Annotated in this window: 26 protein-coding genes and 1 tRNA gene; 6 read left to right on the top strand and 21 right to left on the bottom strand. The window is 64.7% G+C overall.

Annotation, left to right across the window (positions count from 1 at the left end):
• The first annotated feature begins 93 nt into the window (after positions 1 to 93).
• Together NLM25_RS00615 and NLM25_RS00610 are read left to right on the top strand one after the other, a co-directional pair.
• Positions 94 to 501 (top strand): F0F1 ATP synthase subunit epsilon, encoded by a 408-nt coding sequence (locus tag NLM25_RS00615; RefSeq protein ID WP_254115066.1) that lies wholly within the window; start codon positions 94 to 96, stop codon positions 499 to 501.
• Between the two features lie 149 nt (positions 502 to 650).
• Positions 651 to 2,318 (top strand): adenylate/guanylate cyclase domain-containing protein, encoded by a 1,668-nt coding sequence (locus NLM25_RS00610; protein WP_254135666.1) that lies wholly within the window; start codon positions 651 to 653, stop codon positions 2,316 to 2,318.
• Positions 2,319 to 2,496: 178 nt separating this feature from the next.
• Here NLM25_RS00610 and NLM25_RS00605 read toward each other — a convergent pair whose 3' ends face one another.
• The 10 genes from NLM25_RS00605 to proB form a co-directional block, all read right to left on the bottom strand.
• A complete protein-coding gene (locus NLM25_RS00605) occupies positions 2,497 to 2,997 on the bottom strand; it encodes an RNA pyrophosphohydrolase (RefSeq protein ID WP_254124124.1) in 501 nt (166 codons plus the stop codon).
• A 64-nt stretch (positions 2,998 to 3,061) separates the two neighbouring features.
• The gene (locus tag NLM25_RS00600) at positions 3,062 to 3,568 is read right to left on the bottom strand and encodes an RNA pyrophosphohydrolase (protein ID WP_254135665.1); all 507 of its coding nucleotides are present in this window, start codon (positions 3,566 to 3,568) and stop codon (positions 3,062 to 3,064) included.
• 72 nt (positions 3,569 to 3,640) lie between these two features.
• Entirely contained in the window at positions 3,641 to 4,867 is a 1,227-nt protein-coding gene (locus tag NLM25_RS00595) for a divergent polysaccharide deacetylase family protein (protein ID WP_254135664.1), read from the bottom strand.
• A 146-nt stretch (positions 4,868 to 5,013) separates the two neighbouring features.
• Entirely contained in the window at positions 5,014 to 6,372 is a 1,359-nt protein-coding gene (locus NLM25_RS00590; protein ID WP_254115070.1) for a S41 family peptidase, read from the bottom strand.
• Positions 6,369 to 7,706: a murein hydrolase activator EnvC gene (locus tag NLM25_RS00585; RefSeq protein ID WP_254115071.1), complete on the bottom strand. Its 1,338-nt coding sequence runs from the start codon at positions 7,704 to 7,706 to the stop codon at positions 6,369 to 6,371. The genes NLM25_RS00590 and NLM25_RS00585 overlap by 4 nt, the downstream gene beginning before the upstream one ends.
• Before the next feature lie 33 nt (positions 7,707 to 7,739).
• A complete protein-coding gene (rlmH, locus tag NLM25_RS00580) occupies positions 7,740 to 8,222 on the bottom strand; it encodes a 23S rRNA (pseudouridine(1915)-N(3))-methyltransferase RlmH (protein WP_254135663.1) in 483 nt (160 codons plus the stop codon).
• Positions 8,223 to 8,317: 95 nt separating this feature from the next.
• Positions 8,318 to 8,674 (bottom strand): ribosome silencing factor, encoded by a 357-nt coding sequence (gene rsfS, locus NLM25_RS00575; RefSeq protein WP_254115073.1) that lies wholly within the window; start codon positions 8,672 to 8,674, stop codon positions 8,318 to 8,320.
• A gap of 208 nt (positions 8,675 to 8,882) precedes the next feature.
• Complete coding sequence (locus tag NLM25_RS00570) at positions 8,883 to 9,527, bottom strand: nicotinate-nucleotide adenylyltransferase (RefSeq protein ID WP_254135662.1); 645 nt, start codon at positions 9,525 to 9,527, stop codon at positions 8,883 to 8,885.
• Between the two features lie 22 nt (positions 9,528 to 9,549).
• A complete protein-coding gene (locus tag NLM25_RS00565; protein ID WP_254135661.1) occupies positions 9,550 to 10,845 on the bottom strand; it encodes a glutamate-5-semialdehyde dehydrogenase in 1,296 nt (431 codons plus the stop codon).
• A gap of 136 nt (positions 10,846 to 10,981) precedes the next feature.
• On the bottom strand, positions 10,982 to 12,103 hold the full coding sequence (gene proB, locus NLM25_RS00560; RefSeq protein ID WP_085348678.1) for a glutamate 5-kinase: 1,122 nt from the start codon (positions 12,101 to 12,103) through the stop codon (positions 10,982 to 10,984).
• 191 nt (positions 12,104 to 12,294) lie between these two features.
• On the opposite strand from proB, the gene NLM25_RS00555 reads away from it, so the two are divergent.
• On the top strand, positions 12,295 to 13,260 hold the full coding sequence (locus NLM25_RS00555) for a Bug family tripartite tricarboxylate transporter substrate binding protein (RefSeq protein WP_254135660.1): 966 nt from the start codon (positions 12,295 to 12,297) through the stop codon (positions 13,258 to 13,260).
• A 177-nt stretch (positions 13,261 to 13,437) separates the two neighbouring features.
• On the opposite strand, the gene NLM25_RS00550 is transcribed toward NLM25_RS00555, so the two are convergent.
• The 4 genes from NLM25_RS00550 to NLM25_RS00535 form a co-directional block, all read right to left on the bottom strand.
• Positions 13,438 to 15,072 carry an alkaline phosphatase family protein gene (locus NLM25_RS00550; RefSeq protein WP_254135659.1) on the bottom strand — a complete coding sequence of 545 codons (1,635 nt, stop codon included), beginning with the start codon at positions 15,070 to 15,072 and terminating at the stop codon, positions 13,438 to 13,440.
• Positions 15,073 to 15,328: 256 nt separating this feature from the next.
• Complete coding sequence (gene obgE, locus NLM25_RS00545) at positions 15,329 to 16,369, bottom strand: GTPase ObgE (RefSeq protein ID WP_254135658.1); 1,041 nt, start codon at positions 16,367 to 16,369, stop codon at positions 15,329 to 15,331.
• 110 nt (positions 16,370 to 16,479) lie between these two features.
• A complete protein-coding gene (locus tag NLM25_RS00540; RefSeq protein ID WP_254135657.1) occupies positions 16,480 to 17,220 on the bottom strand; it encodes an ATP-dependent Clp protease adaptor ClpS in 741 nt (246 codons plus the stop codon).
• A gap of 115 nt (positions 17,221 to 17,335) precedes the next feature.
• Positions 17,336 to 17,815: a MaoC family dehydratase gene (locus tag NLM25_RS00535; RefSeq protein WP_254115080.1), complete on the bottom strand. Its 480-nt coding sequence runs from the start codon at positions 17,813 to 17,815 to the stop codon at positions 17,336 to 17,338.
• A gap of 130 nt (positions 17,816 to 17,945) precedes the next feature.
• Here NLM25_RS00535 and NLM25_RS00530 point away from each other — a divergent pair, with 130 nt between their 5' ends.
• On the top strand, positions 17,946 to 18,860 hold the full coding sequence (locus tag NLM25_RS00530) for a DMT family transporter (protein ID WP_254115081.1): 915 nt from the start codon (positions 17,946 to 17,948) through the stop codon (positions 18,858 to 18,860).
• A gap of 54 nt (positions 18,861 to 18,914) precedes the next feature.
• On the opposite strand, the gene NLM25_RS00525 is transcribed toward NLM25_RS00530, so the two are convergent.
• From NLM25_RS00525 to rplU, 3 genes are all read right to left on the bottom strand, one after another.
• Positions 18,915 to 19,508 (bottom strand): GNAT family N-acetyltransferase, encoded by a 594-nt coding sequence (locus tag NLM25_RS00525; RefSeq protein WP_254135656.1) that lies wholly within the window; start codon positions 19,506 to 19,508, stop codon positions 18,915 to 18,917.
• 152 nt (positions 19,509 to 19,660) lie between these two features.
• Positions 19,661 to 19,930, bottom strand: a complete 270-nt coding sequence (gene rpmA / locus NLM25_RS00520; RefSeq protein WP_008137923.1) for a 50S ribosomal protein L27 — start codon at positions 19,928 to 19,930, stop codon at positions 19,661 to 19,663.
• A gap of 97 nt (positions 19,931 to 20,027) precedes the next feature.
• Entirely contained in the window at positions 20,028 to 20,417 is a 390-nt protein-coding gene (gene rplU, locus NLM25_RS00515; protein ID WP_254135655.1) for a 50S ribosomal protein L21, read from the bottom strand.
• Between the two features lie 333 nt (positions 20,418 to 20,750).
• On the opposite strand from rplU, the gene NLM25_RS00510 reads away from it, so the two are divergent.
• Positions 20,751 to 21,875 (top strand): ROK family protein, encoded by a 1,125-nt coding sequence (locus NLM25_RS00510; protein ID WP_254135654.1) that lies wholly within the window; start codon positions 20,751 to 20,753, stop codon positions 21,873 to 21,875.
• Positions 21,876 to 22,246: 371 nt separating this feature from the next.
• Here NLM25_RS00510 and NLM25_RS00505 read toward each other — a convergent pair whose 3' ends face one another.
• Positions 22,247 to 23,110, bottom strand: coding sequence for an alpha/beta fold hydrolase (locus NLM25_RS00505; RefSeq protein ID WP_254135653.1), 864 nt, complete (start codon positions 23,108 to 23,110; stop codon positions 22,247 to 22,249).
• Between the two features lie 134 nt (positions 23,111 to 23,244).
• On the opposite strand from NLM25_RS00505, the gene NLM25_RS00500 reads away from it, so the two are divergent.
• A tRNA-Ser gene (locus NLM25_RS00500) sits at positions 23,245 to 23,334 on the top strand.
• A 595-nt stretch (positions 23,335 to 23,929) separates the two neighbouring features.
• Here NLM25_RS00500 and NLM25_RS00495 read toward each other — a convergent pair.
• The 3 genes from NLM25_RS00495 to NLM25_RS00485 are packed head-to-tail and all read right to left on the bottom strand — an operon-like array spanning position 23,930 to position 25,021.
• A complete protein-coding gene (locus NLM25_RS00495) occupies positions 23,930 to 24,157 on the bottom strand; it encodes an N-formylglutamate amidohydrolase (protein WP_254135652.1) in 228 nt (75 codons plus the stop codon).
• Positions 24,154 to 24,609 (bottom strand): N-formylglutamate amidohydrolase, encoded by a 456-nt coding sequence (locus NLM25_RS00490; protein ID WP_254135651.1) that lies wholly within the window; start codon positions 24,607 to 24,609, stop codon positions 24,154 to 24,156. Before NLM25_RS00490 ends, NLM25_RS00495 begins: the two co-directional genes overlap by 4 nt.
• A gap of 46 nt (positions 24,610 to 24,655) precedes the next feature.
• Entirely contained in the window at positions 24,656 to 25,021 is a 366-nt protein-coding gene (locus tag NLM25_RS00485; protein ID WP_309143576.1) for an HD domain-containing protein, read from the bottom strand.
• Positions 25,022 to 25,230: the final 209 nt, after the last annotated feature.

Here is a 25,230-nt window from a genome sequence, read left to right as displayed (position 1 = left end):
GGCGAATAGCGAATAGGGAGTGGCGAGTAGAATCTATTCGCCATTCGCTATTCGCCAGTCGCCCGTTCGCTACTCACCATTCGCAGGTTTCCAATGGCCACCTTCCACTTCGATCTCGTCTCGCCGGAAAAGCTCGCATTCTCGGGCGAGGTCGACCAGGTCGACATCCCCGGCGTCGAAGGTGACTTCGGCGTGCTGGCGGGACATGCGCCGGTCGTGGCTGCGATCCGGCCCGGCATTCTCACCGTGACCTCCGGCGGCCGGCACGAGAAGATCATCGTGCTCGGCGGTATCGCCGAAGTCTCCGAAAAGGGCCTCACCGTGCTCGCCGACGTCGCGACGTCGCTGGCCGAACTCGACCGCATCCAGTTTGCTGCGACCGTCGCGGAGATGGAGGAAGGGTTGAAGGAGCACGAGGGCGACGAGCTCGACCAGGCCATCGCGCGGCTCGACCACTTCAAGAGCATCCAGCAGCAGCTCAACAGCACGGCTATGCACTAAGCCCCGGTGCACTGCTCCGGGGCTCAGGTTTCAAATTTCTGAACAGGTTCAGCGCTCGTCACGGAAGTGGCGGGCGCTGAAACTTTGTTGCACCGCGCCGCCGATAGCGGCATTCTGCCCTCGCGAATTTGTTCCGGGGCTGGTGACAGATGAAACGCAAGATCGCAGCGATTTTCGCAGCCGATATTGCCGGTTACTCGAGGCTGGTCGCGGAAGACGAAGAGGAGACGCTGCGGCGTCTCGCCTCCTATCGCGAGGTCGTCGACGATTTCATCGCCAAGGCCGGCGGACGCATCTTCAACACGGCGGGCGATGCCGTGCTCGCGGAATTTCCGAGCGCGGTCGATGCGGTGCGCTGCGCGATCGACATCCAGGAATCCTTGCGAACCCGCAACATGGCCTATCCGCCGAGCCGGCAGATGTCGTTCCGCATCGGCATCACCATCGGCGACGTGGTCGAGCGCGACGGCGATCTGCTCGGTGACGGCGTCAATATCGCGGCCCGGCTCGAAGGCCTCGCCGAGGTCGGCGGCATCTGCGTCTCCCGCGCCGTGCACGAGCAGGTCGCCAACAAATTGTCGGTGCACTTCGCCGATATCGGCGCGCAGGAGGTCAAGAACATCCCGACGCCGGTGCATGCCTACATGGTGGCGATGCGGCGCGAGGACGGCAGCTACGCGACGCCGCAGATCAAGAAGCCGGTCTCCAAGCTGGCCGCCGCACCCGTATGGATGTGGCCGCTGGTGGTTGCGGTGGTCTCGGTCACCGCCATCGGCGTTTCCGGCTTCCTCTACAACACCAAGCTCAAGCAGACGGCGAGCGTCGCCGCGCCGCCGGTCGCAACACCGAGTGCCGCGCCGAGCGCAATGACGGCGGCGCCGAGCCCGATGCCGACCCAGATGGCAAAGACGCCGATGATGCCGATGGCACCGGCGAATGCCGGCGCTGCGATGGCTCCGATGCCCGCACCGTCACCGTCCGCCTCGCCGATGGCCGGCAAGTTCAATGCCGACAGCGTGCCCTTCATCAACGAGCGCGTCCGCAGCTACCTCGCCGGCGACTATTCCACGGCCGGCGACTACAAGGCCTTCGCGCTCAATGTCGGCGGCTTCACCGGCTCGGCGCTGAACCAGCCGAACGAGGAGGCCGCGCGCAGCTCCGCGCTCGAGCAGTGTCAGAAGCGGGCCGATGCCGCGCAATCGCCACGACGCTGCGAGCTCTATGCCGTCGGCAACACGATGGTCTACGCGCACGGCAAGCCGCCGATGCCGCCACAGCCCTGGGTGCGGCACGACGCCATGACCGAGCGGCCGTTCGCCTCGAAGGATTTTCCGATCGTGCGCGAACCGCAGAAGGTCCGGCTCGAGAACATGTTCGTGCCGGCGGCGAAGTCCCGCTCGGTCGCGCTCGGACCGGGCGGACAATATTTCATGGTGCTCGGCGCATCATCCACTGAGGACGCGGCGCGGCGTTCTCTGGAATCGTGCGGCGCCATCGCCGGCGTCGCCTGCCTGGTCGTCGCGATCGACGACAATTTCGTCGTGCCGATCCCGACCCTGTTCAGGATCACCGGCTTCTTCAATGCCGCTTCCAGCGCCTCGATCGTGGCCGATGCGCGCGGTGAGGTGATGCGCAAGCTCACCGACGCCATGGGCTGGACCGCGGTCGCGGTCGGCACCGCGGGCCGGCCGGGCCTCGGCCTGAAAGCCGCCGACGAGCAGACCGCCGTCAATTCCGCGCTCGCCGACTGCGCCAAGCGCGACAGCGATTGCCACGTCATCGCGATCGGCCCGTTCACGGTGGGACCGATGAATTAGAATTGCGATGAGTTGAGACTCGAACCAGCGCGCCAACGAAGGTGCGTTCCCTCCCCCGAAAGAGGGGAGGGAATAAGAGAGTGGTGCGCCCCTCACACGCTCACACGTAAATTTCCGGCGAAAAATCCTCTAACGATTTCAACCCCATCTCTACTGTGCATGGGGTTGTTTTCGCAGGTTAGTTTCCGAACGGCGCAAACTCTCGCGCCACCGCGCGGTAAACGTCGCGGCGAAACGGCACCACGAGATCGGCGACGCGGTCGAGCCGCTCCCAGCGCCAGGCGTCGAACTCCGCGGGCTGTTCGTTGCGCGGCGTCAGCGGATCGATTTCGTCGTCCTTGCCGGTGAAGCGCAGCGCGAACCACTTTTGCCGCTGGCCGCGGAATTTCGCCAGCCGGTGCGTCTGCGGTCCGTCATAGGGAGGGAATTCGTAAGTCAGCCAGTCGGTCTCGCCGAGATAGTCAGCGCTCCTGACGCTGGTCTCTTCCCAAAGCTCGCGCAGCGCGGCGTCGCGCAAATTCTCGCCCTCGTCGACGCCGCCTTGCGGCATCTGCCAGTCGAGGCCCGGCAGGATGATCTCGGGTCCGTCGCCCTTGAAGCGGTGCCCGATCAGCACACGGCCATCGGCATTGAAGAGGGCTATCCCCACGTTGGGGCGGTAGGGCTTCTGATCGGTCACGAGCGTATCTTTCATCGTCATTCCGGGCGATGCATTAGCATCGAACCCGGAATGACGATTTGATTTATTCATCCGCCAGCGCGGAAAATTCCTTCACCACGCGCTCGTAGACCGGGCGCTTGAACGGGATGATCAGCCCCGTCAGGTTCTTCATCGGCTCCCAGCGCCAGCTCACGAACTCGGCCTTGTGGCCGCCACCGCCGGGCTTTTCGACGTTGATCTCGCTGTCCTTGCCGGTGAAGCGCACCGCGAACCATTTCTGGCGCTGGCCGCGATAGCGGCCCTTCCAGGCGCGCCCCGCGACCGTGCGCGGGATGTCGTAGATGAGCCAGTCCGGAACCTCGCCGAGCCGCTCGACCGAGCGCACGCTGGTCTCCTCGTAGAGCTCACGCCTGGCCGCATCCCAGGTGTCCTCACCGGGATCGACGCCGCCTTGCGGCATCTGCCAGACATGGGCGTCGTCGACATGCTCGATGCCGCCGGCGCGGCGGCCGATGAACACCAGACCCTTCTTGTTGATCAGCATCACACCGACGCAAGTCCGGTAGGGCAGATCTTCGTAACGCGCCATTCCGCCAGACCTCTCGCGTGCTTTTGGTGGGCATGCCGGCCCCGAGGGCCAGTGCGGTACCAATCCGTTGATTTAGCTGGATTTTGATTTCAGCATCGCGGTTGTCAATGGCACCAAAAGGATACCACGGTCGCTCAATGACTTGGTCCAGCTGCCGATCCGCTCGATCGAGACCGGCAGGGCGGAGGCGGTGCCGACCGCGACGCCGCGCTCGCGCGCCACCGATTCGAGCTTGTTCAGGGCGCGGTCGATCTCGGTCGGGGTCGGCACCACGTCGATCGCGATGTCGCCCTTGCCGAACGGCATCGCCTGGCTTGCCGCGGCCTGGGGCGCGATGCTGCGGGGCGAGGAGCCGTCGTCGAAGAAGCCGAGGCCGCGCTTGGCCGCATCGCGGATGATCGGCTGCATCGCGGCGTCGGTCGCGATGAAGCGCGCGCCCATGAAATTGGTGAGGCCGGCATAGCCCTGCATCCGGCTCAGGTGCCAGTACAGGCGGTCCATGTTCTGGTCGGCCGTGAGCGAGGTCAGCAGCGTCTGCGGGCCCGGATCGTTGTCCGGGAAGTCGTAGGGCTCCATCGGGATCTGGAGGAAGATCTCGTGGCGTTGCGCGCGGGCCCGCTCGGCCAGCTTGCCGGGATCGGCACCATAGGGCGTGAAGGCCAGCGTGACCGCCGGCGGCAGCCGCATGATCGCGTCGGTGGTCTTGGCCGCACCGACGCCGAGGCCGCCGATCAGGATCGCGACCACAGGCATTTTCGCCGCCTTGGCGCGATCGGCGTCCGCTGCGTAGACGTTGAACGGCTTCAGGTCCCCGGCAACGACCGGGATCATGCCGTAGCGCGATTTTTCCAGCAGTTTAGGGTCGATCCCGGCCATGACGGGCGGTGGAGCGGATGCGGCCGCAGCTTCGCCCTTGTCTGCGGCATCGCTGCCGCCGATCACCACGTCGTGGCGCGTGCCGGTGGAACCGTCGATCATGGTGACGGTCTTCTGCTCGCCCGCCTGCTTCGGCGTCTCCCTGGTCTCGTGCTTGCTCTCTTGCCTGCTGTCCTGACCATGGCCCGCGGCGGCGGCCGGCTTCTCGTCGGTGGCCTTGGGTTCACGGATCGCAATCCGCGTCATCGGCTCGCCGCCGAGCGGATCCTTGTTGAAGATGGCGAAGCCGGCGAAGGCGACCAGGAACAGGCCGAGCATGACCGCGAGGGCCTGCATGGCGGTGAACGGCAGCCGCAGCCGCCGTTTCCGGCGCGGCTTGTCCTGTCCGAGCGGGGCGCTCAGATCATCGGCCGTTTCAGTCATGCGCGATCCCGAATCACTCAACAATGACGATACCACGCCGGGGTCAAGCGACGGCAGGCCGGATAGGCCGGGGGTGTCGGCAGCTCCAAGCAAAAAGGGGCGGCTCCTGGAGCCGCCCCTTTCGCGAGATCGAGTGATGCGCCGGCTTAGTTCGCCGCTTTGGGCTTGTCGGTCGTGGCCTTGTTGTCGTTGCCCGGCGTCGGCGCCGCGGAAGCGCTGTTCTTGATGCCGTGGAGCAGGTCGTCGGCGAGCTTGAGCGCCTTGTCGTCCTTGGCGTCCGGCGGAACGTAGGACTGCGAGCCGGTCTTCTCGTCGCCGTCGTTCTTGAGATGGCCGCGCAGCGAAGCCTCGCCCTTGGTGTCGGTGCGCGACTTCAGCTCATCCGGCACGTCCTGCAGCACTTCGATGTCGGGCACGATGCCCTTGGCCTGGATCGACTTGCCCGACGGCGTGTAGTAGCGCGCCGTGGTCAGACGCAGCGCGCCGTTGCCCGAGCCGAGCGGAATGATGGTCTGCACCGAGCCCTTGCCGAACGAGCGCGTGCCGACGATGGTCGCGCGCTTGTGGTCCTGCAGCGCGCCGGCGACGATTTCCGACGCCGAGGCCGAGCCGCCATTGACCAGCACGATGACCGGCTTGCCCTTCGTAAGGTCGCCCGCATGCGCGGTACGGCGCTGGGTCTCCTCGGCATTGCGGCCGCGGGTCGAGACGATCTCGCCCTTCTCCAGGAACGAGTCGGAGACGGTGACCGCTTCCTCGAGCAGGCCGCCCGGGTTGTTGCGGAGATCGATGATGTAGCCCTTGAGCTTGTCGCCGATCTGATTCGAGAGGTTGGCGACCTCGCGCTTCAGGCCTTCGGTGGTCTGCTCGTTGAAGGTGGTGATGCGGATATAGGCGATGTCGTCGGCTTCGATGCGCGCGCGCACCGAGCGGACGCGGATGTTGTCACGCACCAAGGTGACGTCGATCGGATTGTCCTGGCCCTTGCGGATGATCTTGAGCTTGATCTTGGTGTTGACCGGACCGCGCATCTTCTCGACCGCCTGGTTCAGGGTCAGGCCCTGCACGGCTTCGTCGTCGAGATTGGTGATGATGTCGTTGGCCATGACGCCGGCGCGCGATGCCGGGGTGTCGTCGATCGGCGAGACCACCTTGATCAGGCCGTCCTCCATCGTGACCTCGATGCCGAGGCCGCCGAACTCGCCGCGGGTCTGCACCTGCATGTCACGGAAGCTCTTGGCGTCCATGTAGCTCGAATGCGGATCGAGCCCGGTGAGCATGCCGCTGATGGCGGATTCGATCAGCTTGGTGTCGTCGGGCTTCTCGACATAGTCCGAGCGCACGCGCTCGAAGACGTCGCCGAACAGATTGAGCTGGCGATAGGTGTCTGCGGTGGCGGCTCGCGCGCTGGAGCCCATGAAGACCGCGCGCGGCTGGGTCACGAACAGCGTCAGCGCCGCACCGGTGGCCGCGCTGAGGAGGATAACTGAAGTCTTGCGCATCATCCGCGAACCTTCTCGCCTTCATTTGCGGCCCACCATGGGCCTGGATCGATTGGAGTGCCGTCCTTACGGAACTCGACATACAGCACAGGTTGACTCGCGTTCGTGGCGAGAATGGAGGCGACTTGAGAAGTCGACCCCATGGTCGCGACCGGTTCGCCCGTGAGCACAAACTGACCGATGTTGACCGAAATGCGCTCCATCCCGGCGATCAGGACATGATACCCGCCCCCGGCGTTGAGGATCAAGAGTTGTCCATAGCTGCGGAACGGGCCGGCATAGACGACCCAGCCATCACACGGCGTCGTGACCTGGGCGCCGGGCCGACTTGCCAGCGAAATGCCCTTCTGGACACCGCCGACCCCGTCGGAACCGCCAAAGTCCCTGATCTTGTTACCGTTAACCGGAAGAGGCAGGAGCCCCTTGGCCGACGCGAAGGCGATCGCAGGGGTAGTCCGGGACCGGTCCTTGAAAGCGCCCGGACCGGGCTTAACGTTGGCGGCCGCGTTTGCAGCTGCCTTGGCCTCGGCCTGCCTTGCCGCCTCAGCCGCCTTCTCGGCCGCTTTGGCGGCGCTTTGCAGATCCTGCTCCATCTTGGCGATCAGCCCCTGGAGATCGCCGACCTGCCTCGAAAGCGCGATGGCGCGTGAATTCTCGGCGTCCAAGTCCTTTTCACGCGAGGACTGCTGGCGCTGGCGTTCGTCGACCAGGGCGGTGAGCCGGCTCTGGTCGTCGCGGACCTTGTCGCGGTCGGTGGCGAGCTGGTCGCGTTCCGCGGCGATGTTTTTGCGCAAGGCCACGAGCTCGCCGAGGTCGGCCGCGATCTTCTCGGCGCGGCCGCGCAATTCCGGCACCACGGCGCCGAGCAGCATGGCGGTGCGCAGCGATTGCAGCGCGTCTTCGGGCCGCACCAAAAGCGCCGGCGGCGTGCGCCGGCCGGCCCGCTGCAAGGCCGCCAGCACCTCGACGATGTCGGCGCGGCGCGACTCCAGCGAGCTGCGCATCTGCTGCTCGCGGCCGTTCAGCGCGCGCAGCCGCGCTTCGGCTTCGTCGATCTTGGTCTCGACGCCCCGCACATTGGCCGCGGTGTCGATCAGCTGCTGATTGAGCTGGGTGCGGTCCTGGCCGAGCGAGGTGATCTCGGCCTTGAGCTTGGCCTGGGCCTCTTCCGCGCTCTTCTGCCTTGCGCGGGCAGCCTCGAGCTCCTGCTCGCGCTGCTTGATCGCATCGGGCGAGACGGCCGCCGTCTGCGGCACCGGCGCTGCCGTCTGAGCTTGCGCGAGGCTTGCGCCCGTGACGCCCGCGATCAGCAGCAGGTTGAGGATCGGCGCTCGCATCGCTTTACGCAAAGGTGCTCGTTGTGGCGCGCATCACGCGCGGTGATAGGGATGGCCGGCCAGAATGGTGGCGGCCCGATAAAGCTGTTCCAGAAGCATGACGCGGACCATTTGGTGCGGCCAGGTCGCAGAGCCGAACGCGATCGCGAGCTTGGCCTTACGGCGCAATTCGGGCGAAAGTCCGTCGGCCCCTCCGATCACGAAGATAGTATGTCCGGCACCCTCGTCGCGCCAGCGCCCGAGGTGCCGTGCGAATACGGTGGAGTCGAGATTCTGGCCGCGCTCGTCCATCGCCACCAGGATCGATTTTTCCGGGATGTGCGCACTGATCGCGGCGGCCTCTTCGGCCATCCGGGTCGCGGTGTCGCGCGCGCGGCTTTCGGGAATTTCGTGGATGACGAGCTCGCGGAATCCGAGCTTGCGGCCGGCCTCGTCGAACCGCTCGAAATAGCGGTCGGCAAGTTCCCGTTCGGGGCCCTGCTTCAGCCGGCCCACCGCAATGACAGCAACGCGCATGATATCTTCAGGGTCGTGTTTTCAAGGCCGCGCGCAATATGCGCGCGCACGACGCTAGCATGCGCGTCAGCCGATTCGAAATCGGCCCAGCGAGCCTAGATCGCCTTCGCCGCCCCTGGGCCCTGCGTGTACAGCCTCTCGAGGTTGTAGAACTCGCGGACCTCGGGTCTGAACACGTGCACGATCACATCGCCGGAATCGATCAGCACCCAGTCGCAATTGGGCAAGCCCTCGACGTGGATGCTCTTGATGCCGTTTTCCTTGAGGCCCTTGGCGACGTTTTCCGCGATCGCGCCGACATGCCGGTTCACCCGGCCGGTGGTGACGATCATGTAGTCGGAGTACGCCGATTTGCCGCGAAGGTCGATGGTGACCGTCTCTTCCGCCTTCATGTCGTCGAGGCGGGAGAGGATCAGGCTCAGCGTCTTGTCGGCGTCGGGTTGCGCCTTCAAGGCCGCAGCTTTGGTCGATGTTTTACGCGTAGGCTTGGCAACCTTGGGTAAAACAGACTTGGACAATACAGATGTGGTCAGGGACCATTCCTTTCACTGTATCGCGAACGCCGAATCCAGCGCTCACCGGTTACACTACATCATGTGGGGTTAAGGGTTTCAATATGCCAGAGAGCCCGAAGCCCACACTCTGTCCGCAGACTCTGTCTCACTTCGTACCTTTCCAGCTCCCGTCCGGGTTCCGCAGGCCCGTTGAGGACAGATTCAGCTTCAATCCGCTCAGGAACACCCAGGCCGGCGCCCGCTGGTCCGCGAGCAATGCCGCCTTGTTCTCGGGCAGGCGGTAGCGCGCGAGCGCCTTGGCGGCGGGCGAGGCGAGGGCGCGAAAGCTCTGCGGCGGGCGATCGATCACTGCAATCGGCACCTGGGCGGCGATGCGCCGCCAGTCCTGCCAACGATGGAATTGAGCGAGGTTGTCGGCGCCCATAATCCAGACAAAGCGCAGGCCTCTGAAGCGGCGGCGCAAGGTGTTGATCGTGTCGATAGTATAGCGGGTGCGAATGACGGATTCGAGACAGCTCACCTCGATCCGGGGATCATCAGCGAGCTCGCGCGCGGCCTGCATGCGCTCGCCGAGCTCGTGCAGATTGCCGTTCTCCTTGAGCGGATTGCCGGGGGTCACCAGCCACCAGACGCGGTCGAGCTGCAACCGCTTCAGCGCGAACTGGCTGATCGCGCGATGGGCCTGATGCGGCGGATTGAACGAGCCGCCGAGCAGGCCGATGCGCATGCCCGATGTCGAGGGCGGGGCCGCTTGCGCGACGGAACGCGGCACGACGAAATTTTTGCTCAATGCCCCCGCCTCGCGACGTTACTTACGGCCGCGTCTGACCGGTGCCGTGAACGCGATATTTGAAGCTCGTCAGCTGCTCGGCGCCGACCGGGCCGCGGGCGTGGAAGCGGCCGGTGGCGATGCCGATCTCGGCACCGAAGCCGAACTCGCCGCCATCGGCGAACTGCGTCGAGGCGTTGTGCAACACGATCGCGGAATCGACCTCGCTCAGGAATTTCGTCGCAGCAGCCTCATCCGCGCTCACGATCGCGTCGGTGTGATGCGAGCCGTGGTTCTGGATATGCGCGATTGCGCCGTCGACACCGTCCACCACCTTCGCCGCGATGATCGCGTCGAGATATTCGGTGTCCCAATCGTCCTCGCTGGCGGGTTTTACGCGTGCATCGGCGTTCTGCACGGCGTCGTCGCCGCGCACTTCGCAGCCGGCCTCAATCAGCATCTCGACCAGCGGCTTCAGGTTTTTGCCCGCAGCGGCGCGATCGACCAGCAGCGTCTCGGCCGCACCGCAGACGCCGGTGCGGCGCATTTTTGCGTTGAGCACGATCGACTTCGCCATGGCGAGGTCGGCGCTGGCATCGATGTAGACGTGGTTGACGCCTTCGAGATGCGCGAACACCGGCACGCGCGCCTCCTGCTCGACGCGCGCGACGAGGCTCTTGCCTCCGCGCGGCACGATCACGTCGACGGCGCCGTTCAACCCAGACAGCATCATGCCGACCGCGGCGCGGTCGCGCGTCGGCACCAGCGTGATCGCAGCTTCGGGCAGGCCGGCTTCGCGCAGTCCCTGCACCAGGCATTCATGGATGGCGCGGCAGGAACGGAAGCTGTCGGAGCCGCCGCGCAGGATCACGGCGTTGCCTGACTTCAGGCACAGCACGCCGGCATCCGCCGCAACGTTCGGGCGGCTCTCGAAGATCACGCCGACGACGCCGAGCGGCACGCGTACGCGCTCGATGGTCATGCCGTTCGGCCGCTGCCAGCTTTCGGTGACGATGCCGACCGGATCGGCGATGCCGCGCACGATGCCGATGCCCTCGGCCATGCCTTCGACGCGCGCCGGCGTCAGCGTCAGGCGGTCGATGAAGGAGGAGGTGGCATTGCCGGAGGCGCGGGCCTCCGCGACGTCCTCGGCATTGGCGGCGAGGATCGCCGCAGCGTTGCTGCGGATCGCCCGCTCCATGGCCTCGAGCGCCCGGTTCTTCTGCTCAGGCGGCGCCAGCGCCAGCACGCGCGCGGCAGCGCGGGCGCGGGCGGCGAGATCGGACATCAGCGCCTGGAGATCGGCATTGCCGTCGACGGCTTTGAGGGGGGCGGCCATTGGAGTTTCAACCTTCTGCTAAGGCGGTGTCCTAGCACGGAAATCCCGCGTCTGCGAAGGGTCGGGAGGGTATGGCTGGTACCCCGGGTTGCGCTCAGGCTAGGCCACTGGCCCAACGAAAGGGCCGCAGCGGCCCTTACCCGCCCACCACCAGATCGTCGCGGTGGATCATCTCGGACCTCCCGCTGATGCCGAGGATCGCCATCACGTCCGGCGACGAGCGGCCCTTGATCCGTTCGGCGTCGTCGGCGTCGTAGGCGATCAGGCCGCGGCCGACCTCGCTGGTGTCGGGGCCGCGCACGATCACGGCGTCGCCGCGGGCGAACTGGCCCTCGACCTTGATCACGCCGGCGGGGAGCAGGCTGGCGCCGGCGCGCAGCGCGGCGACCGCGCCGGCATCGATGGTCAGCGTGCCCTTCGGCTCCAGCGAGCCCGCGATCCAGCGTTTTCGTGACGTGATGGGATTGGCCGGCGTCAGGAACCAGGTGCAGCGGCCGCCGTCGGCGATCGCCTGCAACGGATGCTCGATCTTGCCGGAGGCGATCAGCATATGCGTGCCGCCGGTGGTGGCGATCTTGGCCGCCTCGACCTTGGTGCGCATGCCGCCGCGCGACAGCTCGGACTCGGCATCGCCCGCCACCGCCTCGATCTCCGAGGAGATGCTGTCGACGACGGGAATGAGCTTTGCGTTCGGGTTGTTCTTCGGCGGGGCGTCGTAGAGCCCGTCGATGTCGGACAGCAGCACCAGCAAATCGGCGCTCGCCATGGTGGCGACGCGCGCGGCGAGGCGGTCATTGTCGCCGTAGCGGATCTCGTTGGTGGCGACCGTGTCGTTCTCGTTGATGACGGGGATCGCGCGCCACTCCAGCAGCTTTCCGATGGTGGAGCGCGCGTTGAGATAGCGCCGCCGCTCCTCGGTGTCCTGGAGCGTCACCAGGATTTGCCCCGCGCCGATGCCGTGGGCGCCGAGCACCTCCGACCAGATCCGCGCCAGCGCGATCTGGCCGACGGCAGCGGCGGCCTGGCTCTCCTCCAGCTTCAGCGGCCCGCGCGGCAGTTTTAGGCGGCTGCGGCCGAGCGCGATCGAGCCCGAGGACACCACGAGGACGTCGCGGCCCTCACGGTGCAGCTTGGCCATGTCATCGGCGAGCGCGGCCAGCCAGGACGCCCGCACCTCGCCCTTGTCGGAATCGACCAGCAGTGCGGAGCCGACCTTGACGACGATGCGGCGGAATTGACTGAGTTCGGGGCTGGCCATGGTGCGTGCAACGAATTGCTTTTGATTGGGAAGCGGCGGGGCGAAAAGACGGCCCCGATGAGGCCTGCTTTTGCAGCAGGACGATGGCCGGCGCAAGGCGGCCGGAATGGTAAACGGCGAAGGTCGGCCTTGTGTTGGGCGCCAGCCCGGCTCTAATGCCGCCAACCAATAATGGGCTGGAGAGGACGCGAATGGATCGCCGCAAATTCATGGCCGGATGTCTCGGTCTGCCGCTGCTGGCGCAGGCGGGCGAAGCGCAAGCGCAGGCCGGGCTGAGCAAGATCATCTTCCCGTTTGCGGCCGGGGCGGGCGGCGACACGCTGTGCCGGCTGATCGCGCAGGAGATGGCGCCGGCGCTGCAACGGACCATCGTGGTCGAGAACCGTACCGGTGGCGACGGTCTGATCGGCATCAAGGCGGTGAAGGGCGGCAGCCCCGACGGCAGCATGGTGCTGGTGACGACCGGTCCCACCATGTACCTGCTGCCGATGGTGGAGGCGACGCCGAGCTTCGATACCGCCAGGGATTTTGTGCCGGTCTCGCTGCTGGCGCGGTTCGAATTCGCGCTCGTGATCGGCCCGGGGATCGATGCCACTGACTTCAAGGGATTCGTCGCCTGGCTGAAGGCGCATCCGGACAAGACGTCGTTCGGCGTGCCGAGCAACGGCACCATTCCGCACTTCATGGGCTCCAAGCTCGAGAAGGATCTCGGCATTCCCCTGACCCGCGTGCCCTATCGCGGCAGCGCGCCGATCCTCAACGACCTCGTCGGCGGCCATATCTCGTTCGGCATCACGACACTGGCGGACGCGTTGCCGCAGCATCGTGCCAAGGGCGTGAAGATCATCGCGGTGTCGAGCGCGGAACGATCGCCCTTTGCGCCCGATGTCCCGACCCTGAAGGAGAGCGGCATCGATCTCGTCGCCGACGCCTGGTACGGCATGTGGCTCCCCGCCGGCAGCCCGCCGGAGTTTGCGAGCAAGCTCGGTGCCGCCGCAAGCGCCGCGCTTGCCAAGCCCGAGGTGAAGGAGAAGCTCACCGCGATCGGGCTGATCCCGGTCGGCTCAACTCCGGAGGCATTGACGAAGGAGCTCGCCGCGAACACCGCGTTCTGGCAGCCGATCGTGAAGGCGACGGGATACAAGATCGAGAATTGAGGTTTTCTCCCTCGCCCCGCTTGCGGGGAGAGGGTCGGGGTGAGGGGGAGTCTCCGCGGGGGCGGTGACAGTTGGGCTCGCGGAGAGTCCCCCTCACCCGCCGCGCGCGAGACGATGCTTCGCATCGCTCGGGCGCGTCGGCCTCTCCCCGCAGGCGGGGAGAGGCGAAGAGTACCTTCACATCTTCGCGCGCTGGGCGATGCCGTCTTTGATCGCGGCGAGCTCGGCTTCGTCCCAGATGCCGATAAGAACCCCGCCCTTTACCTGCAGCTGGTTGTCCGCATAGGCCGCGATCTTCTCGCGCGGCGTGGTGATGTGGTCGTTGGGATGCAGCGCCCAGTCGAATAGCTCGGCCTGTAGCCGCGCGATGACGCCGGCGCACTCCGGATCGTCGCCGCGATCCAGAAATTCTTCCGGATCGGTTTCGAGATCGTACAGCATCGGGCGGAAGCCGGAGGCGTGGATGTATTTCCAGCGGCCGTCGAACACCATGAAGAGGCGGCAGCGCTCGATCGGCTGGTTCAGCTTCAGCCGCACATCCTGCATGGCGTAGTCGTATTCGGAGAATGCGACCTTGCGCCAATCCGCTGGCGTCGGTCCGCGCAGCAGCGGCAGCAGTGAGCGTCCTTCGAGGACGTGGCCTGGCACTTTGCCGCCGAAATAATCGACGAAGGTCGGAGCGAGATCGATGCCTTCCACCAGCGCATCGCTGCGCGTGCCGCGCGTAGCGTCGGCCTCCTTCGAGGGATCAATGATGATCAGTGGAATCTTCGCCGACTGTTCGTGGAACAGGTCCTTCTCGCCCATCCAGTGATCGCCGAGGTAATCGCCGTGATCGGAGGTGAACACGATCATGGTGGTGTCCAGGAGACCGCGCGCCTCCAGGAATTTCATCAGCACGCCCATCTGGTCGTCGATCTGGGTGATCAGGCCCATATAGGTCGGGATCACCTTCTCGCGGGCATCGTCGCGCGCCATGTTGCGGGAGTAGCGCATGTCCATGTAGGCGCCGAACACCGGGTGCGGATTCTGCCGCTCGCGCTCGGAGCGGATCACCGGGATCATGTCATCCGTCGAATACATGCTGGCATAGGGTTCTGGCGCGATGTAGGGCCAGTGCGGCTTGATGTAGGACAGATGCAGGCACCACGGCCGGCCGTCGGTCTCGGCCTCGCTGATGAAGTCCATCGCGCGGCGCGTCATGTAGGGCGTTTCGGAATGCTCGTCCGGCACGCGCGCGGCCTTGTCGGCGTGCACGAGCAGCCAGCCGTTCTGCAAGGAGCCGTCTTCCGCCGCGCCGGAATTGGCCCAGTGCTCCCAGGGGTTCGTCGCTTCAAAGCCCTGCTGGCGCAGATACTCATCGTATTTCGGGCGCGGCCGTCCAGTCGGATGCAGGCCGTCGTCACGCTCATAGGGCTCGAACCCGCATTCGGCGACATGCACGCCGATCATCGATTCCGGCGGGATGCCGAGCGCCTTCATGCCTTCGAGATCGGGCGCCATGTGGGTCTTGCCGACCAGCACGTTGCGCACGCCGATCTTCTTGAGATGATCGCCGAGCGTGGGCTCGCCGACGCGCAGCGGCCAGCCGTTCCAGTGCGAGCCGTGCGAGCGCATGTAGCGCCCGGTGTAGAACGACATCCGCGACGGGCCGCAGATCGGCGACTGCACATAGGCCTTGCTGAACAGCACGCCGCGCTTCGCCATGGCGTCGATGTTGGGCGTCTTCAGCGTGGGATGGCCGGTGCAGCCGAGATAATCATAGCGAAGCTGGTCGCACATGATCCAGAGAACGTTCTTCGCGCGCGCCATGCCTCGCCCCTGTCGTTTCTTGATTGTTCGATGCTGCGCTATCGCGCTGGCGATGGCAAGGTTTCAGCGATGCGTGTGCCTGCAGCCATACACTCCACTGTCGTCCCCGCGAACGCAGGGACCCATAAACACAGAGAGTAATTTGACGAAGATCCGTCGTTCGGTATTACGACCGGCCGCAACCGACCGATCACGCGGTATGGGTCCCCGCGCCCCGTGCGCAATTGCGCACTAGGCGGGGACGACAGTAGAGAGATCAGGCCGACCACGGCTCCGCTTCGGCCGCGCTCTTGGCCTTGGCCGACACCGGGGCCTCGCCGATCACCTCGACAAGCGCGCGCAGCGCTTCCTTGACGCCATCGCCTGTCACGCCTGAGAGCAACAGCGGCGTCTTCTTGGCGGCGCGCTTCAAGCGGTCCTTCTGCTTCTTCAACTCGTCCGGCTCGACCGCGTCGATCTTGTTCAGCGCGACGATCTCGATCTTGTCGGTCAAGAGCCCGCCATAGGCGTCGAGCTCCTTGCGCACGGTCTTGTACGCCTTGCCGGCGTGCTCGCAGGTGGCGTCGATCAGATGCAGCAGCACGCGGCAGCGCTCGACATGACCGAGGAAGCGGTCGCCGAGACCGGTGCCTTCATGCGCGCCTTCGATCAGACCCGGAATGTCCGCGAGCACGAATTCGCGGCCGTCGGCATTCACGACGCCGAGCTGCGGATGCAGCGTGGTGAAGGGATAGTCGGCGATCTTGGGCCGCGCTGCGCTGACCTTGCTGAGGAAGGTCGACTTGCCGGCATTGGGCATGCCGACGAGGCCGGCATCCGCGATCAGCTTCAGCCGCAGCCAGATCCAGCGCTCCTCGCCGGTCTGGCCGGGATTGGCGTTGCGCGGCGCGCGGTTGGTGGAGGATTTGAAATGCGCGTTGCCGAAGCCGCCATTGCCGCCCTCGGCCAGCACGAATTTCTCGCCGACATCGGTGAAGTCGTGGATCAGCGTATCGCGGTCTTCGTCGAAGATCTGGGTACCGACGGGGACCTTCAGCACGATGTTCTTGCCGTTGGCGCCGTGGCGGTCCGAGCCCGAGCCGTTCTCGCCCTTCTGGGCCTTGAAATGCTGCTGGTAGCGGTAGTCGATCAGCGTGTTGAGGCCGTCGGCGACCTCGATGACGACATTGCCGCCGCGGCCGCCATTGCCGCCGGAGGGGCCGCCGAATTCGATGAACTTCTCGCGGCGGAACGCCACGCAGCCGTTCCCGCCGTCACCGGAGCGGATATAGACCTTTGCTTCGTCGAGGAATTTCATGGGCCATAGGTAGGGCAGGGGCGGGGATGCGGCAACCCGAACTTCTCCGTGAAAAGCAGGAAAATCGGCAAATTTCGGTGCTTGCTTAACCCCCCGATCCCGCTTCTGCCTCAATCCGGCGACGGTCGATCCTGGGCCCGCAATGCCTCGCCGGCCGGCAGCAGCACGCAGCGAAGCGGATGCTGACGGGCGGCCGCAAGGCTCTGGATTCTCGCGCGAAAGGCCGCAGCCTCGGTTCGGGGAAATATCCCGCAGGAGCCGCGCTTGCGCGAATGGGTGGAAAACATCACCGCGGTCGCGCGCTCGCGGCTCATCTGGAAGACGTTTTCAAGAACCGAGACCACGAATTCCGAGGGCGTATAGGGGTCGTTCAGAAGCACGACCTCGAGAGAAGGCGCCCCGCTATCGGCTTCGCCATCTGCCTTCGCGCCTTTGGCAATGCCATGGCTCAAATAGACGAGGGCATCGTAACGGGTTGCGCCCTGGGCCTGAAGGAAGCGCCCGACCGGCTCGGCGAAGAGCTCGATGAGCATATCGGCGCCCGTCACGACCTGCCGTTCGGACAGTTGCGCCTCGTTGAAGGCGAGCTGAAGCACATGGCCCAGGCCTGTCGCAGCCGGTGCATCGCCTGAAGGGTTTCCGGTCGTTGCGCCGGCGGCCTCGAGATCCCGTCGCAAGCGCGCCAGGTCGATGCTGCAAGCCAGCATCACCGGCGATGCGTCGTCATCGTCGATCAAGGCGATCAGCAGATCCTGCGGGTCGGGATGCGCGCGGCCCCGCGCCCGGGCGGTCGACGTCGCGCGCTGGAGCGAAAGCTTAAGTGTCTCGGAGCAGGGCGGAAGCAATGCCATTGCGGGCCATCATTGTACGGTCGGGGTGTGCACGGGCTTTGTCGGCACTTTGCTCGCGGCGGTTCATGCCGAGCCCACGCCGATCCCGCCTCGTCCGCCGGCGCCGCGAGGTGGCTCAGCCCGGCCGTCTCCGGATCAGGAATTTCTGCATCCCCTCCAGCACCAGCTCCTTGCGCTGGTTGAACACGGTGCTTTTGAGCGTCACCGCGCCGGTCGTGCGACCCGGCACCAGCTCCGTGACCTCGAGCGCGGGATAGATGGTGTCGTCGGCGAAGACGGGTTTGAGGAACCGGCTCGATTGCTCGAGGAAGCCGACCAGGGAGTCCTCGACCATGAACGGAAACAGGCCCGCGCCGGGAGCCGTGTGGATCAAGGTCTGGAAGCCGTGGGCGAGCAGGTGCGGCATGCCGCGGCTGCGGCAATATTCCACGTCGTAATGCACGGGGTGAGTGTCGCCGCTCGCGGTCTGGAACGCCGCGAACACCGCCGAGGTCTGGGTGCGGCTCGGCAGCACGAAGCGCTCGCCGACCACGAAATCCTCAAACCAGCGTTGCGCGGGGATCATGCGATGCTGTGTCGGGTCGAAGTCGGTCATGTCCTGGCTCTTTTCCTGGCTCTTTGGTTGGGCTGACGCCTATCGCTATCGCGCCGCGAAGAGTGCGACAATCCGTTCAATCGGCAGATGCGGGCTTGTCCGCCGCGTCCACGTGATTAAAACGGCGCCAATGCCCCTCTTCAAGAATCTCTCCGCCTATGACGACCGCTCGGCGCGACTGGCCGGCATTGCACTGATGGTGCTGTCGATCTTCATGTTCTCGTTCGGCGACGCCATGGGCAAGTTCCTGGTCGGGACGTATTCGGTCGGGCAGCTGCTGTTCCTGCGTGCCTGCGCCGCGCTGCTGCTGCTGTCGCCGCTGGTCTGGCGGCAACGTCACCAGTTCCTGCATCTGGAGCGGCCGCGCTTGCAGCTGTTTCGCGTCGTGCTGTCGACGCTGGAAGTGGCCGCCTTCTTCCTTGCCACCGTCTATCTGCCGCTTGCCGACGTCATCACCTATTATCTCGCCGGCCCCATCTTCGTCACCGCGATGTCGGCGATCTTCCTGGGCGAGAAGGTCGGCTGGCGGCGCTGGACGGCCATCCTGATCGGCTTCTGCGGCGTCTTGATCGCGTTGCGGCCGTCGGCGCAGACGGTCAGCCTGCCGGCGCTGATCGCGCTCGGCGGCAGCCTGTCCTTTGCGACGCTGATGCTGATCACGCGCAGCCTGCGCAAGACACCCGATATCGTGATGGCGTCGTCGCAATTCGTCGGCACGTTTTCGCTCGGTGCGGTGCTGTCCGCGTTCCACTGGGTGCCGCCGACCCCTGGCAGCCTGATGATCTTCGCGCTGGCGGGTTGCGTCTCGGTGACGGCGCTGTTCTGCGTCAACCGCTCGCTCAAGCTGGCGCCGGCCAGCGTCGTGGTGCCCTATCAATATTCAATGATCGTCTGGGCCGTGATCTTCGGCTTCGTAGTGTTCGGCGACGTGCCGTCCATCGCCACCATCATCGGCGCCGCCATCATCATCGGCGCCGGGTTCTACATCTACTTGCGGGAGCGTGATCTCGGGCGTGAGAGTGTCGAGGTGAATCCGCCGGCGTAGCTCCGCTGTCGTCCCGGGGCGCGCGTAGCGCGAGCCCGGGACGACAGCGGGCGCCTACCTCACGCGCCGCGCGCTGCTCCAGCTCTTCAGCGACGACCACACGCCGCGTGAGAGGCGGAAGCAGTCGACCGGCGTGGACGAGCCCAGCGCCAGGAAGCGATGCAGCTGGACGCCGCTCCACTGGAAGCCGCACTTCTCCAGCACGTTGCGCGAGGCCGGATTGGTGACGCGCGCACCGGCATAGAGATGCTCATCCTCGAACTCCTCGAAGAAGAAGTCGATCGCGCCCCGCGCGGCCTCGGTGGCAAAGCCCTGGCCCCAATGCTCGACGCCGAGCCAGTAGCCGAGTTCGGCATTGTCGGGCGTGGAGCAGTCGATGCCGACCATGCCGACCGGCCCGGTGTCGTGCTCGATCAGGAACACGGTCTCGCTGCCGAGCACGGCGGTGGCGCGGATGAATTCGACGGCGTCGTCCTGCGAATAGGGGTGCGGAAGGCGGCGGGTGTTTTCCGCGACACGGCGGTCGTTGGCGAGGTGGGCGATGGTCCTGACGTCGGCGAGAGTCGGCCGCCGCAAGGTCAGCCGCTCGGTGGCGACGACGCTGGGTCTCGCCTCCCGCAAGGTCACGCTCGAGAAATCCTGCAACATGTCCGGCTCCGTCAAAGTCACTAAGTGAAAAGTGAGCTAGTCAAACGAAAGGGGAGGCCGGTTTCCCGCCTCCCCTGGAGCCTTAGATCTCTGTGATCTGGACTCCGCCGGTTCGGTAAGGGACCCGGCGGACTCCAAATTTGGTCCACCGTCTATTCGGCCGCCTCTGCAAGCGGGAGCACCGATACGAAGGTGCGGCCGTTGGCTTTGGCTTGGAACGTGACGCGACCCTCGATCTTGGCGAACAGAGTGTGGTCCGTGCCCATGCCGACATTAAGGCCGGGATGCCAGGTGGTGCCGCGCTGACGCGCAATGATGTTGCCGGGAATCACGACTTCCCCGCCGAACGCCTTGATGCCGAGGCGCTTGCCCTTTGAATCGCGACCGTTGCGCGATGAACCGCCTGCTTTTTTGTGAGCCATGGCTCGTCTCCAAAATCCTGCGTACTTCTAGATCAATTCCTTGACGGAATCATTTCACAATTTCCCACGCATCAATTTGTGATTGCGCGTGATCAAATTATGCGGCGTCGGCTTCCTTTGCCGGCTCCTTCGCCACCTTCTCCTTCTTCGGACGCGGGCCCTTGGTGGGCTTGGCGCCGTCCGTCAGGATCTCGGAGATGCGCAGAACCGTGATCTCGTCGCGATAGCCGCGCTTGCGGCGCGAATTCTTGCGGCGGCGCTTCTTGAACGCGATGACCTTGGGGCCACGCTTGTGGTCGAGCACCTCGACCGCAACGGAGGCGCCTGCCACCGTCGGAATGCCCAGGATCGGCGTGTCGCCGCCGACCACCAGAACTTCATTCAACTGTATGATCGAGCCGACTTCGCCTTCGATCTTGCCTACTTCGAGAACATCATCCGGCACGACGCGGTATTGCTTGCCGCCGGTTTTGATGACTGCGAACATCGTTTTTTCTCCGTGTTCAAATCCCGGCCTCGCGACGGGAATCGTCCGGGCCGGCTTTTTGTCAGTCGCTATGGGTTTATGCGAGTTTTGTGCGGGCGGGAGTTATCCCTTTGAAAACCCACGCAAAAACAAGCGGCGCGAGAAACGCCCCGCGCCGGTCGTGGGACTTATAGCCGCCGATCGCCGAGAGTCAAGGAAAAGCGGGCGGAAAAGGCCCGGATTTGAAGGATTTGAGCCCCTTCCGGCGCATCGGCCGAATCTGCGGCCGGCTTGCAACCAACGGGTTCCCGCGCCGTTGTCCCGGCCGGAACAGGTAAGCGGGCAAGGGCTCCCATGGCAACAGACGAACTGGTCAAGACGACGGGCATCGCCCATCACGGCGCCGCGCGGCTGCCTTCGGTGGACGTCGACAGTTTCAATATCGAGATGAAGGACGAGGACGGTTTTCTCGGCGATCGCGCCAGCAAGGGCGCATTCCGCGAGATTCTCGACCGCTGGCGCAAGCCGCTGCGCAAGACCGGCGAGGATCCGTTCGGCAAGGAGCCGTCGGAGAACATCAGCAAGAAGACGCTGGACGCCATCCTAGTCGGCGACGACACCGAGGCCTCGGCGGTGGTGCACAGCGCGATCGAGGATTTCGCCCAGGAGCTCGCCTATGTCACGCGGCGTTTCCTCAAGACCAAGGCCTGGGCCAAGACCGAGCGCATCGTGGTCGGCGGCGGCTTCCGCGATTCCAGGCTCGGCGAGCTCGCGATCGCGCGCACCGAGATCATCCTCAAGGCCGAGGACTTCAAGATCGACATGATGCCGATCCGCCATCACCCCGACGAAGCCGGCCTGCTCGGCGCGCTGCATCTGGCGCCGTCCTGGATCTTCGAGGCCCATGACAGCATCCTGGCCGTCGACATCGGCGGCACCAACATCCGCTGCGGCCTGGTGGAAACCAGCTGGAAGAAGGCAAAGGACCTGTCGAAGGCCAAGGTGGTGAAATCCGAGCTGTGGCGTCATGCCGACGACGAGCCGACCCGCGAGGGCGCGGTGAAGCGGCTCATCAAGATGCTGAAGGGGCTGATCACCGAGGCCGGAAACGAGGGCTTCAAGCTTGCGCCGTTCGTCGGCATCGCCTGTCCCGGCGTGATCGACGCGGACGGCTCGATCGAGAAGGGCGCGCAGAACCTGCCGGGCAATTGGGAGAGCAGCAAGTTCAACCTGCCGGCGAGCCTGATCGAAGGCATTCCTGAGATCGGCGAGCACGACACCGCGATCCTGATGCACAATGACGGCGTGGTTCAGGGCCTCTCCGAAGTGCCGTTCATGCAGGACGTCGATCGCTGGGGCGTGCTCACCATCGGCACCGGGCTCGGCAATGCCCGCTTCACCAACCGCCGCAAGGACAACGGAAAAGACCGGGATTCTACTGAGAACGGGAAGAAAAAGAGCAAGGCGGACAAGGAGTAACCTTGACTGGTTAGGTTAAGGACCGGTTTGCGTTGCAGCGCCCCGGCCGCACGCTAGGGTCGAATCGTCGCCTCACCTGGCCGGCGAAGCCGCCCTTCCCAGCCAGTATTTTAATGAGCGGCACGGGACCGCCAGTGTTTACCGCGTCTGGCGGTCCCACCCCCGGAGCTTCCGCTCCCACGCCCGTGAAGTCCTGCGGATCATACTGGCACAAACTGCACTGGCCGGTCGCGCTCTCGCGCCTAAAATGCCTGCCATGAGCAACGATCTCTTGTTTCGTATCGCTGTGGTCGGGCTCGGGACCTTGCCGGTTCTTTTCACGGCCCTGGCCGTGTTTGGCGGCTGAGACGCCTGATCTTTCTCGGCCGCGTTCAGCTCCAGCCGATGCGCTGAAAGAACGCCCCGATCTCCGCGGCCGCGCGGTCGGGATCTTCCCGATGCGGGAAGTGTCCGACGTCCGGAAACATCTTGAGATCAAGCTCGCTGAACGTCTCGCCCAGCCGGTCGGTCCAGGCATAGGGAAACAGCGGATCGTGCTCGGCCCAGCGCACGCAGGTCGGCACATTGATCGGCGGCGCTTGCGGCGCCTCGCCCTTCATCATCGCAACACGCCCGGCATGTGAGGCGCGATAATGCGCAAAGCCGCCGGCGAGGTTGCCGTCTTTGAAGAAATTGTCGGCGAAGGCGTCGAGGACATCGTCGAAGGCGTTCTTGCGATGCGCCCAGCCCTTGAGGAAGTGGCTGATATAGAGCCGGCAGTTGTCCCGGCTCGCACCGACAAGCGCAGGCGCCATCTCCATCTGGTGGAAGGACTGGTACCAGATGTGGTTGAGCCTATCAGGCGCCGCCATGCGCGGCCCGATGCCGGGATAGACGAAATCGAAGAAAAACAGCCCGGCTAGCCGCCCCTCGGCCTGCCGGGCCAGCGGCTGCATCACCGCGCCGCCGACGTCGTGGCCGACGACGCCGAATCGGTCGATGCCGAGCCCGTCCATCAGCGCCAGCATGTCCGCCGCATGGCTGTCCGGCCCAAAGGGCCCGTCCGGCTTGGCGCTGTCGCCGAAGCCGCGCAGATCGGGCGCGATCAGCATGAATCGGTCCGAAAGCCTTGATATCACCGGCTCCCAGGTCAGCCAGAATTCCGGCCAACCATGCAGCAAAAGCAGCGGTTTTCCGCTTCCAGCGCGAGCCACGTGGAATTTGGCGCCGTTAGCCTCGATCGTGAGATGCTCCATGGCGGTTCCTCCGGGCTGAAGAACGGCGGGTGAAAGAGGCAGCGGATTTTCCCCTTTCGCGCCTTGTCTGGCCAGCCATCCTCGCCTATTAACGCCCCCAACCACAGGGGCCCTGCTCCTATATGGCGCCTTCAGGAGAGGTGGCAGAGTGGTTGAATGCACCGCACTCGAAATGCGGCATAGGTGCAAGCCTATCGGGGGTTCGAATCCCTCCCTCTCCGCCACGCGTCCGAAGAGCTAGGGAAACCCCGGCAAAACAAGGCTATGTCGCAGGCTTGGGTGAAACGGTGTGTAGCACCCTTGTGGAGCACCCAGCATACATCGCTCTTGCGTCCGTCACCCAGCCGAATCCTTGCTTGACTTTTCGGTCTTCGAATCCTTGGCCCTTGGGCACGCCCCGGAAGGCCCGCCGGTTCCAATGCGCCGCGGGTTTGCGAGTGCGTAGGATTCGCTTAGAGCAACCCTTTTTAAGGTCGAATCCTTTACGCCAAAACGATCTGCGATTGGGTGGAGGAGCCGCCAGAACCCAAGCTACGCCAGGTTCATTTCTGTTCGTCCGCTCAAACGTTGAGCGCACTCAAGTCTTATCCAAGGTTCGATTCACTTAGGGAGCGCTAACAATATCCCTCGACCTTCGCAGCGCTTCTCGAACTTTTCTCCGACGCGAAAATCGTTGTCACAAGGCCCTTCGGGTTGCTGGAGCAGCGCATTTGCAAGCGCTCACCGCTTCATTCATTGGGAATAGCGACCCATCGCGCCAACATCTCCGAAATCGCCTGCCTAATTGCGCCAAAGCCCGGCAGTCGTTCGCCGGTCTCTTCATCCCATGTAGAGCCGTCGATTGACCTCGATCATCACGGCTTGGACCCTCGGCTCGCGCTGATAGTGCTTTGCAGGAACCAGGGCGCCGGCAAAGGGACGATCGATGAGCACGGAAAATCCGGCAGCGGACGCTGCGGCAACCAGCTCATCGCGAACGTGCGGGTATATGCCAATTGTCCGTTCCGATACAAATATCCGGCCGAGCCGGGTCTTGGTCCGGTTCATGCGGCAGAGGTCGCGATGAGAAGCTGTGGCAATCGACGATGATGCAGCTCCTCCCCCCCGGCAATCAGCTGCGCCGCCAAATCTGTGAGCTTCTTATGATGGGGACGGTACCAGGTCTCGATGACTCGGGCCCGCTCGGCTGCTGTCAAATGCTCGCGCAGAGGCCGCCCATCCGTTGTCTTCACGTAGACGGCGCCCATGCCCCGCACTGCCATCGGTTCGTCGGCGTCGTCGGGAAATCGTTCGACGTCGCAGATCAGGCGGCTGACGGGAAATACCACCCGCGCAGCCTTGATTGGCGTGAGTGGGAACAGGTCGTCCGTGAATGCATCTGTCATACCAAGCAACTCGAGCGACAGCGTTCCGTCATCAGGAGCAAGTTGCGCTCTTTCATCAGGCGGAATGAGCCCGAAGCTATGGGGGATGTGAAGGAGGAGATTTGGCGATGGCATGCCCCGCACTCCTCAGGTCCGCGATTTGGGAACGGCCAACGACCGTTCAGCATCCTCGACTGCCCGATCGAATTGTTCCTCGAGATGCAGGGAGGCCCCCCCGCAAGCCCTGAACAACCTTCCTGGCCCAATCGATATATTCGAGGCGGCGTTTGACTGACCAGTCGGGAGAGGGCGCGAACGCAATCGCGCGCAAGTTACTGGCCTTGTCGGCGAGCTTGATGAGTTTCGCGGCGTCGGTCTTTTTCGGCGCGTGCTCGACTTGACGCCGCTTACGCTCTGCCTTGTCCAGCGACTTATCATCGGTCACTTCCGCGACGGTCGCGGCAACCCTGGCTCCAAACTCTCTTGCAAGGAGCTCGTAGGGAAGTTCCTGATCTTCGATGGCATCGTGCAGGAGGGCCGCAATCACCAGCTGTAGGGCTCTTGAGCTGCGCCTTTGCGTCGCTGGTGAACGTGCCACCGCGCGGCAGCGTCAGCAGCTCTTAACACAGCAATCCATTCCTTCATGACGATCCTGGAGCTCCTAGCTTTGATTGGTTTGCCGTCCGACCGACTTCGCCTTTAGGCGCGTTGACCTACAAATCACAGCGTGTCAGTCAGCAAAGGCCCAAGCAACAT

Source organism: Bradyrhizobium sp. CCGB01 (genome assembly GCF_024199795.1).
GTDB lineage: Bacteria > Pseudomonadota > Alphaproteobacteria > Rhizobiales > Xanthobacteraceae > Bradyrhizobium.
The sequence above is the reverse complement of the archived record's forward strand: the minus strand, read 5'-3'. Positions and strand labels throughout refer to the sequence as shown.

What these genes read in the sequence shown, in the direction of transcription:
- NLM25_RS00550 (WP_254135659.1), bottom strand. Translation starts at nt 15,072, where the DNA reads ATGGCGCGCGCGAAGAACGTTCTCTGGATCATGTGCGACCAGCTTCGC.
- rlmH (WP_254135663.1), bottom strand. Translation starts at nt 8,222, where the DNA reads ATGCGCGTTGCTGTCATTGCGGTGGGCCGGCTGAAGCAGGGCCCCGAA.
- NLM25_RS00615 (WP_254115066.1), top strand. Translation starts at nt 94, where the DNA reads ATGGCCACCTTCCACTTCGATCTCGTCTCGCCGGAAAAGCTCGCATTC.
- NLM25_RS00600 (WP_254135665.1), bottom strand. Translation starts at nt 3,568, where the DNA reads ATGGCGCGTTACGAAGATCTGCCCTACCGGACTTGCGTCGGTGTGATG.
- rpmA (WP_008137923.1), bottom strand. Translation starts at nt 19,930, where the DNA reads ATGGCTCACAAAAAAGCAGGCGGTTCATCGCGCAACGGTCGCGATTCA.
- NLM25_RS00530 (WP_254115081.1), top strand. Translation starts at nt 17,946, where the DNA reads ATGCCCCTCTTCAAGAATCTCTCCGCCTATGACGACCGCTCGGCGCGA.
- NLM25_RS00610 (WP_254135666.1), top strand. Translation starts at nt 651, where the DNA reads ATGAAACGCAAGATCGCAGCGATTTTCGCAGCCGATATTGCCGGTTAC.
- NLM25_RS00555 (WP_254135660.1), top strand. Translation starts at nt 12,295, where the DNA reads ATGGATCGCCGCAAATTCATGGCCGGATGTCTCGGTCTGCCGCTGCTG.
- NLM25_RS00590 (WP_254115070.1), bottom strand. Translation starts at nt 6,372, where the DNA reads ATGATGCGCAAGACTTCAGTTATCCTCCTCAGCGCGGCCACCGGTGCG.
- NLM25_RS00505 (WP_254135653.1), bottom strand. Translation starts at nt 23,110, where the DNA reads ATGGAGCATCTCACGATCGAGGCTAACGGCGCCAAATTCCACGTGGCT.
- NLM25_RS00490 (WP_254135651.1), bottom strand. Translation starts at nt 24,609, where the DNA reads ATGCCATCGCCAAATCTCCTCCTTCACATCCCCCATAGCTTCGGGCTC.
- NLM25_RS00495 (WP_254135652.1), bottom strand. Translation starts at nt 24,157, where the DNA reads ATGAACCGGACCAAGACCCGGCTCGGCCGGATATTTGTATCGGAACGG.
- proB (WP_085348678.1), bottom strand. Translation starts at nt 12,103, where the DNA reads ATGGCCAGCCCCGAACTCAGTCAATTCCGCCGCATCGTCGTCAAGGTC.
- NLM25_RS00595 (WP_254135664.1), bottom strand. Translation starts at nt 4,867, where the DNA reads ATGACTGAAACGGCCGATGATCTGAGCGCCCCGCTCGGACAGGACAAG.
- NLM25_RS00585 (WP_254115071.1), bottom strand. Translation starts at nt 7,706, where the DNA reads ATGCGAGCGCCGATCCTCAACCTGCTGCTGATCGCGGGCGTCACGGGC.
- NLM25_RS00510 (WP_254135654.1), top strand. Translation starts at nt 20,751, where the DNA reads ATGGCAACAGACGAACTGGTCAAGACGACGGGCATCGCCCATCACGGC.
- NLM25_RS00525 (WP_254135656.1), bottom strand. Translation starts at nt 19,508, where the DNA reads ATGTTGCAGGATTTCTCGAGCGTGACCTTGCGGGAGGCGAGACCCAGC.
- NLM25_RS00535 (WP_254115080.1), bottom strand. Translation starts at nt 17,815, where the DNA reads ATGACCGACTTCGACCCGACACAGCATCGCATGATCCCCGCGCAACGC.
- NLM25_RS00540 (WP_254135657.1), bottom strand. Translation starts at nt 17,220, where the DNA reads ATGGCATTGCTTCCGCCCTGCTCCGAGACACTTAAGCTTTCGCTCCAG.
- rplU (WP_254135655.1), bottom strand. Translation starts at nt 20,417, where the DNA reads ATGTTCGCAGTCATCAAAACCGGCGGCAAGCAATACCGCGTCGTGCCG.
- obgE (WP_254135658.1), bottom strand. Translation starts at nt 16,369, where the DNA reads ATGAAATTCCTCGACGAAGCAAAGGTCTATATCCGCTCCGGTGACGGC.
- NLM25_RS00565 (WP_254135661.1), bottom strand. Translation starts at nt 10,845, where the DNA reads ATGGCCGCCCCCCTCAAAGCCGTCGACGGCAATGCCGATCTCCAGGCG.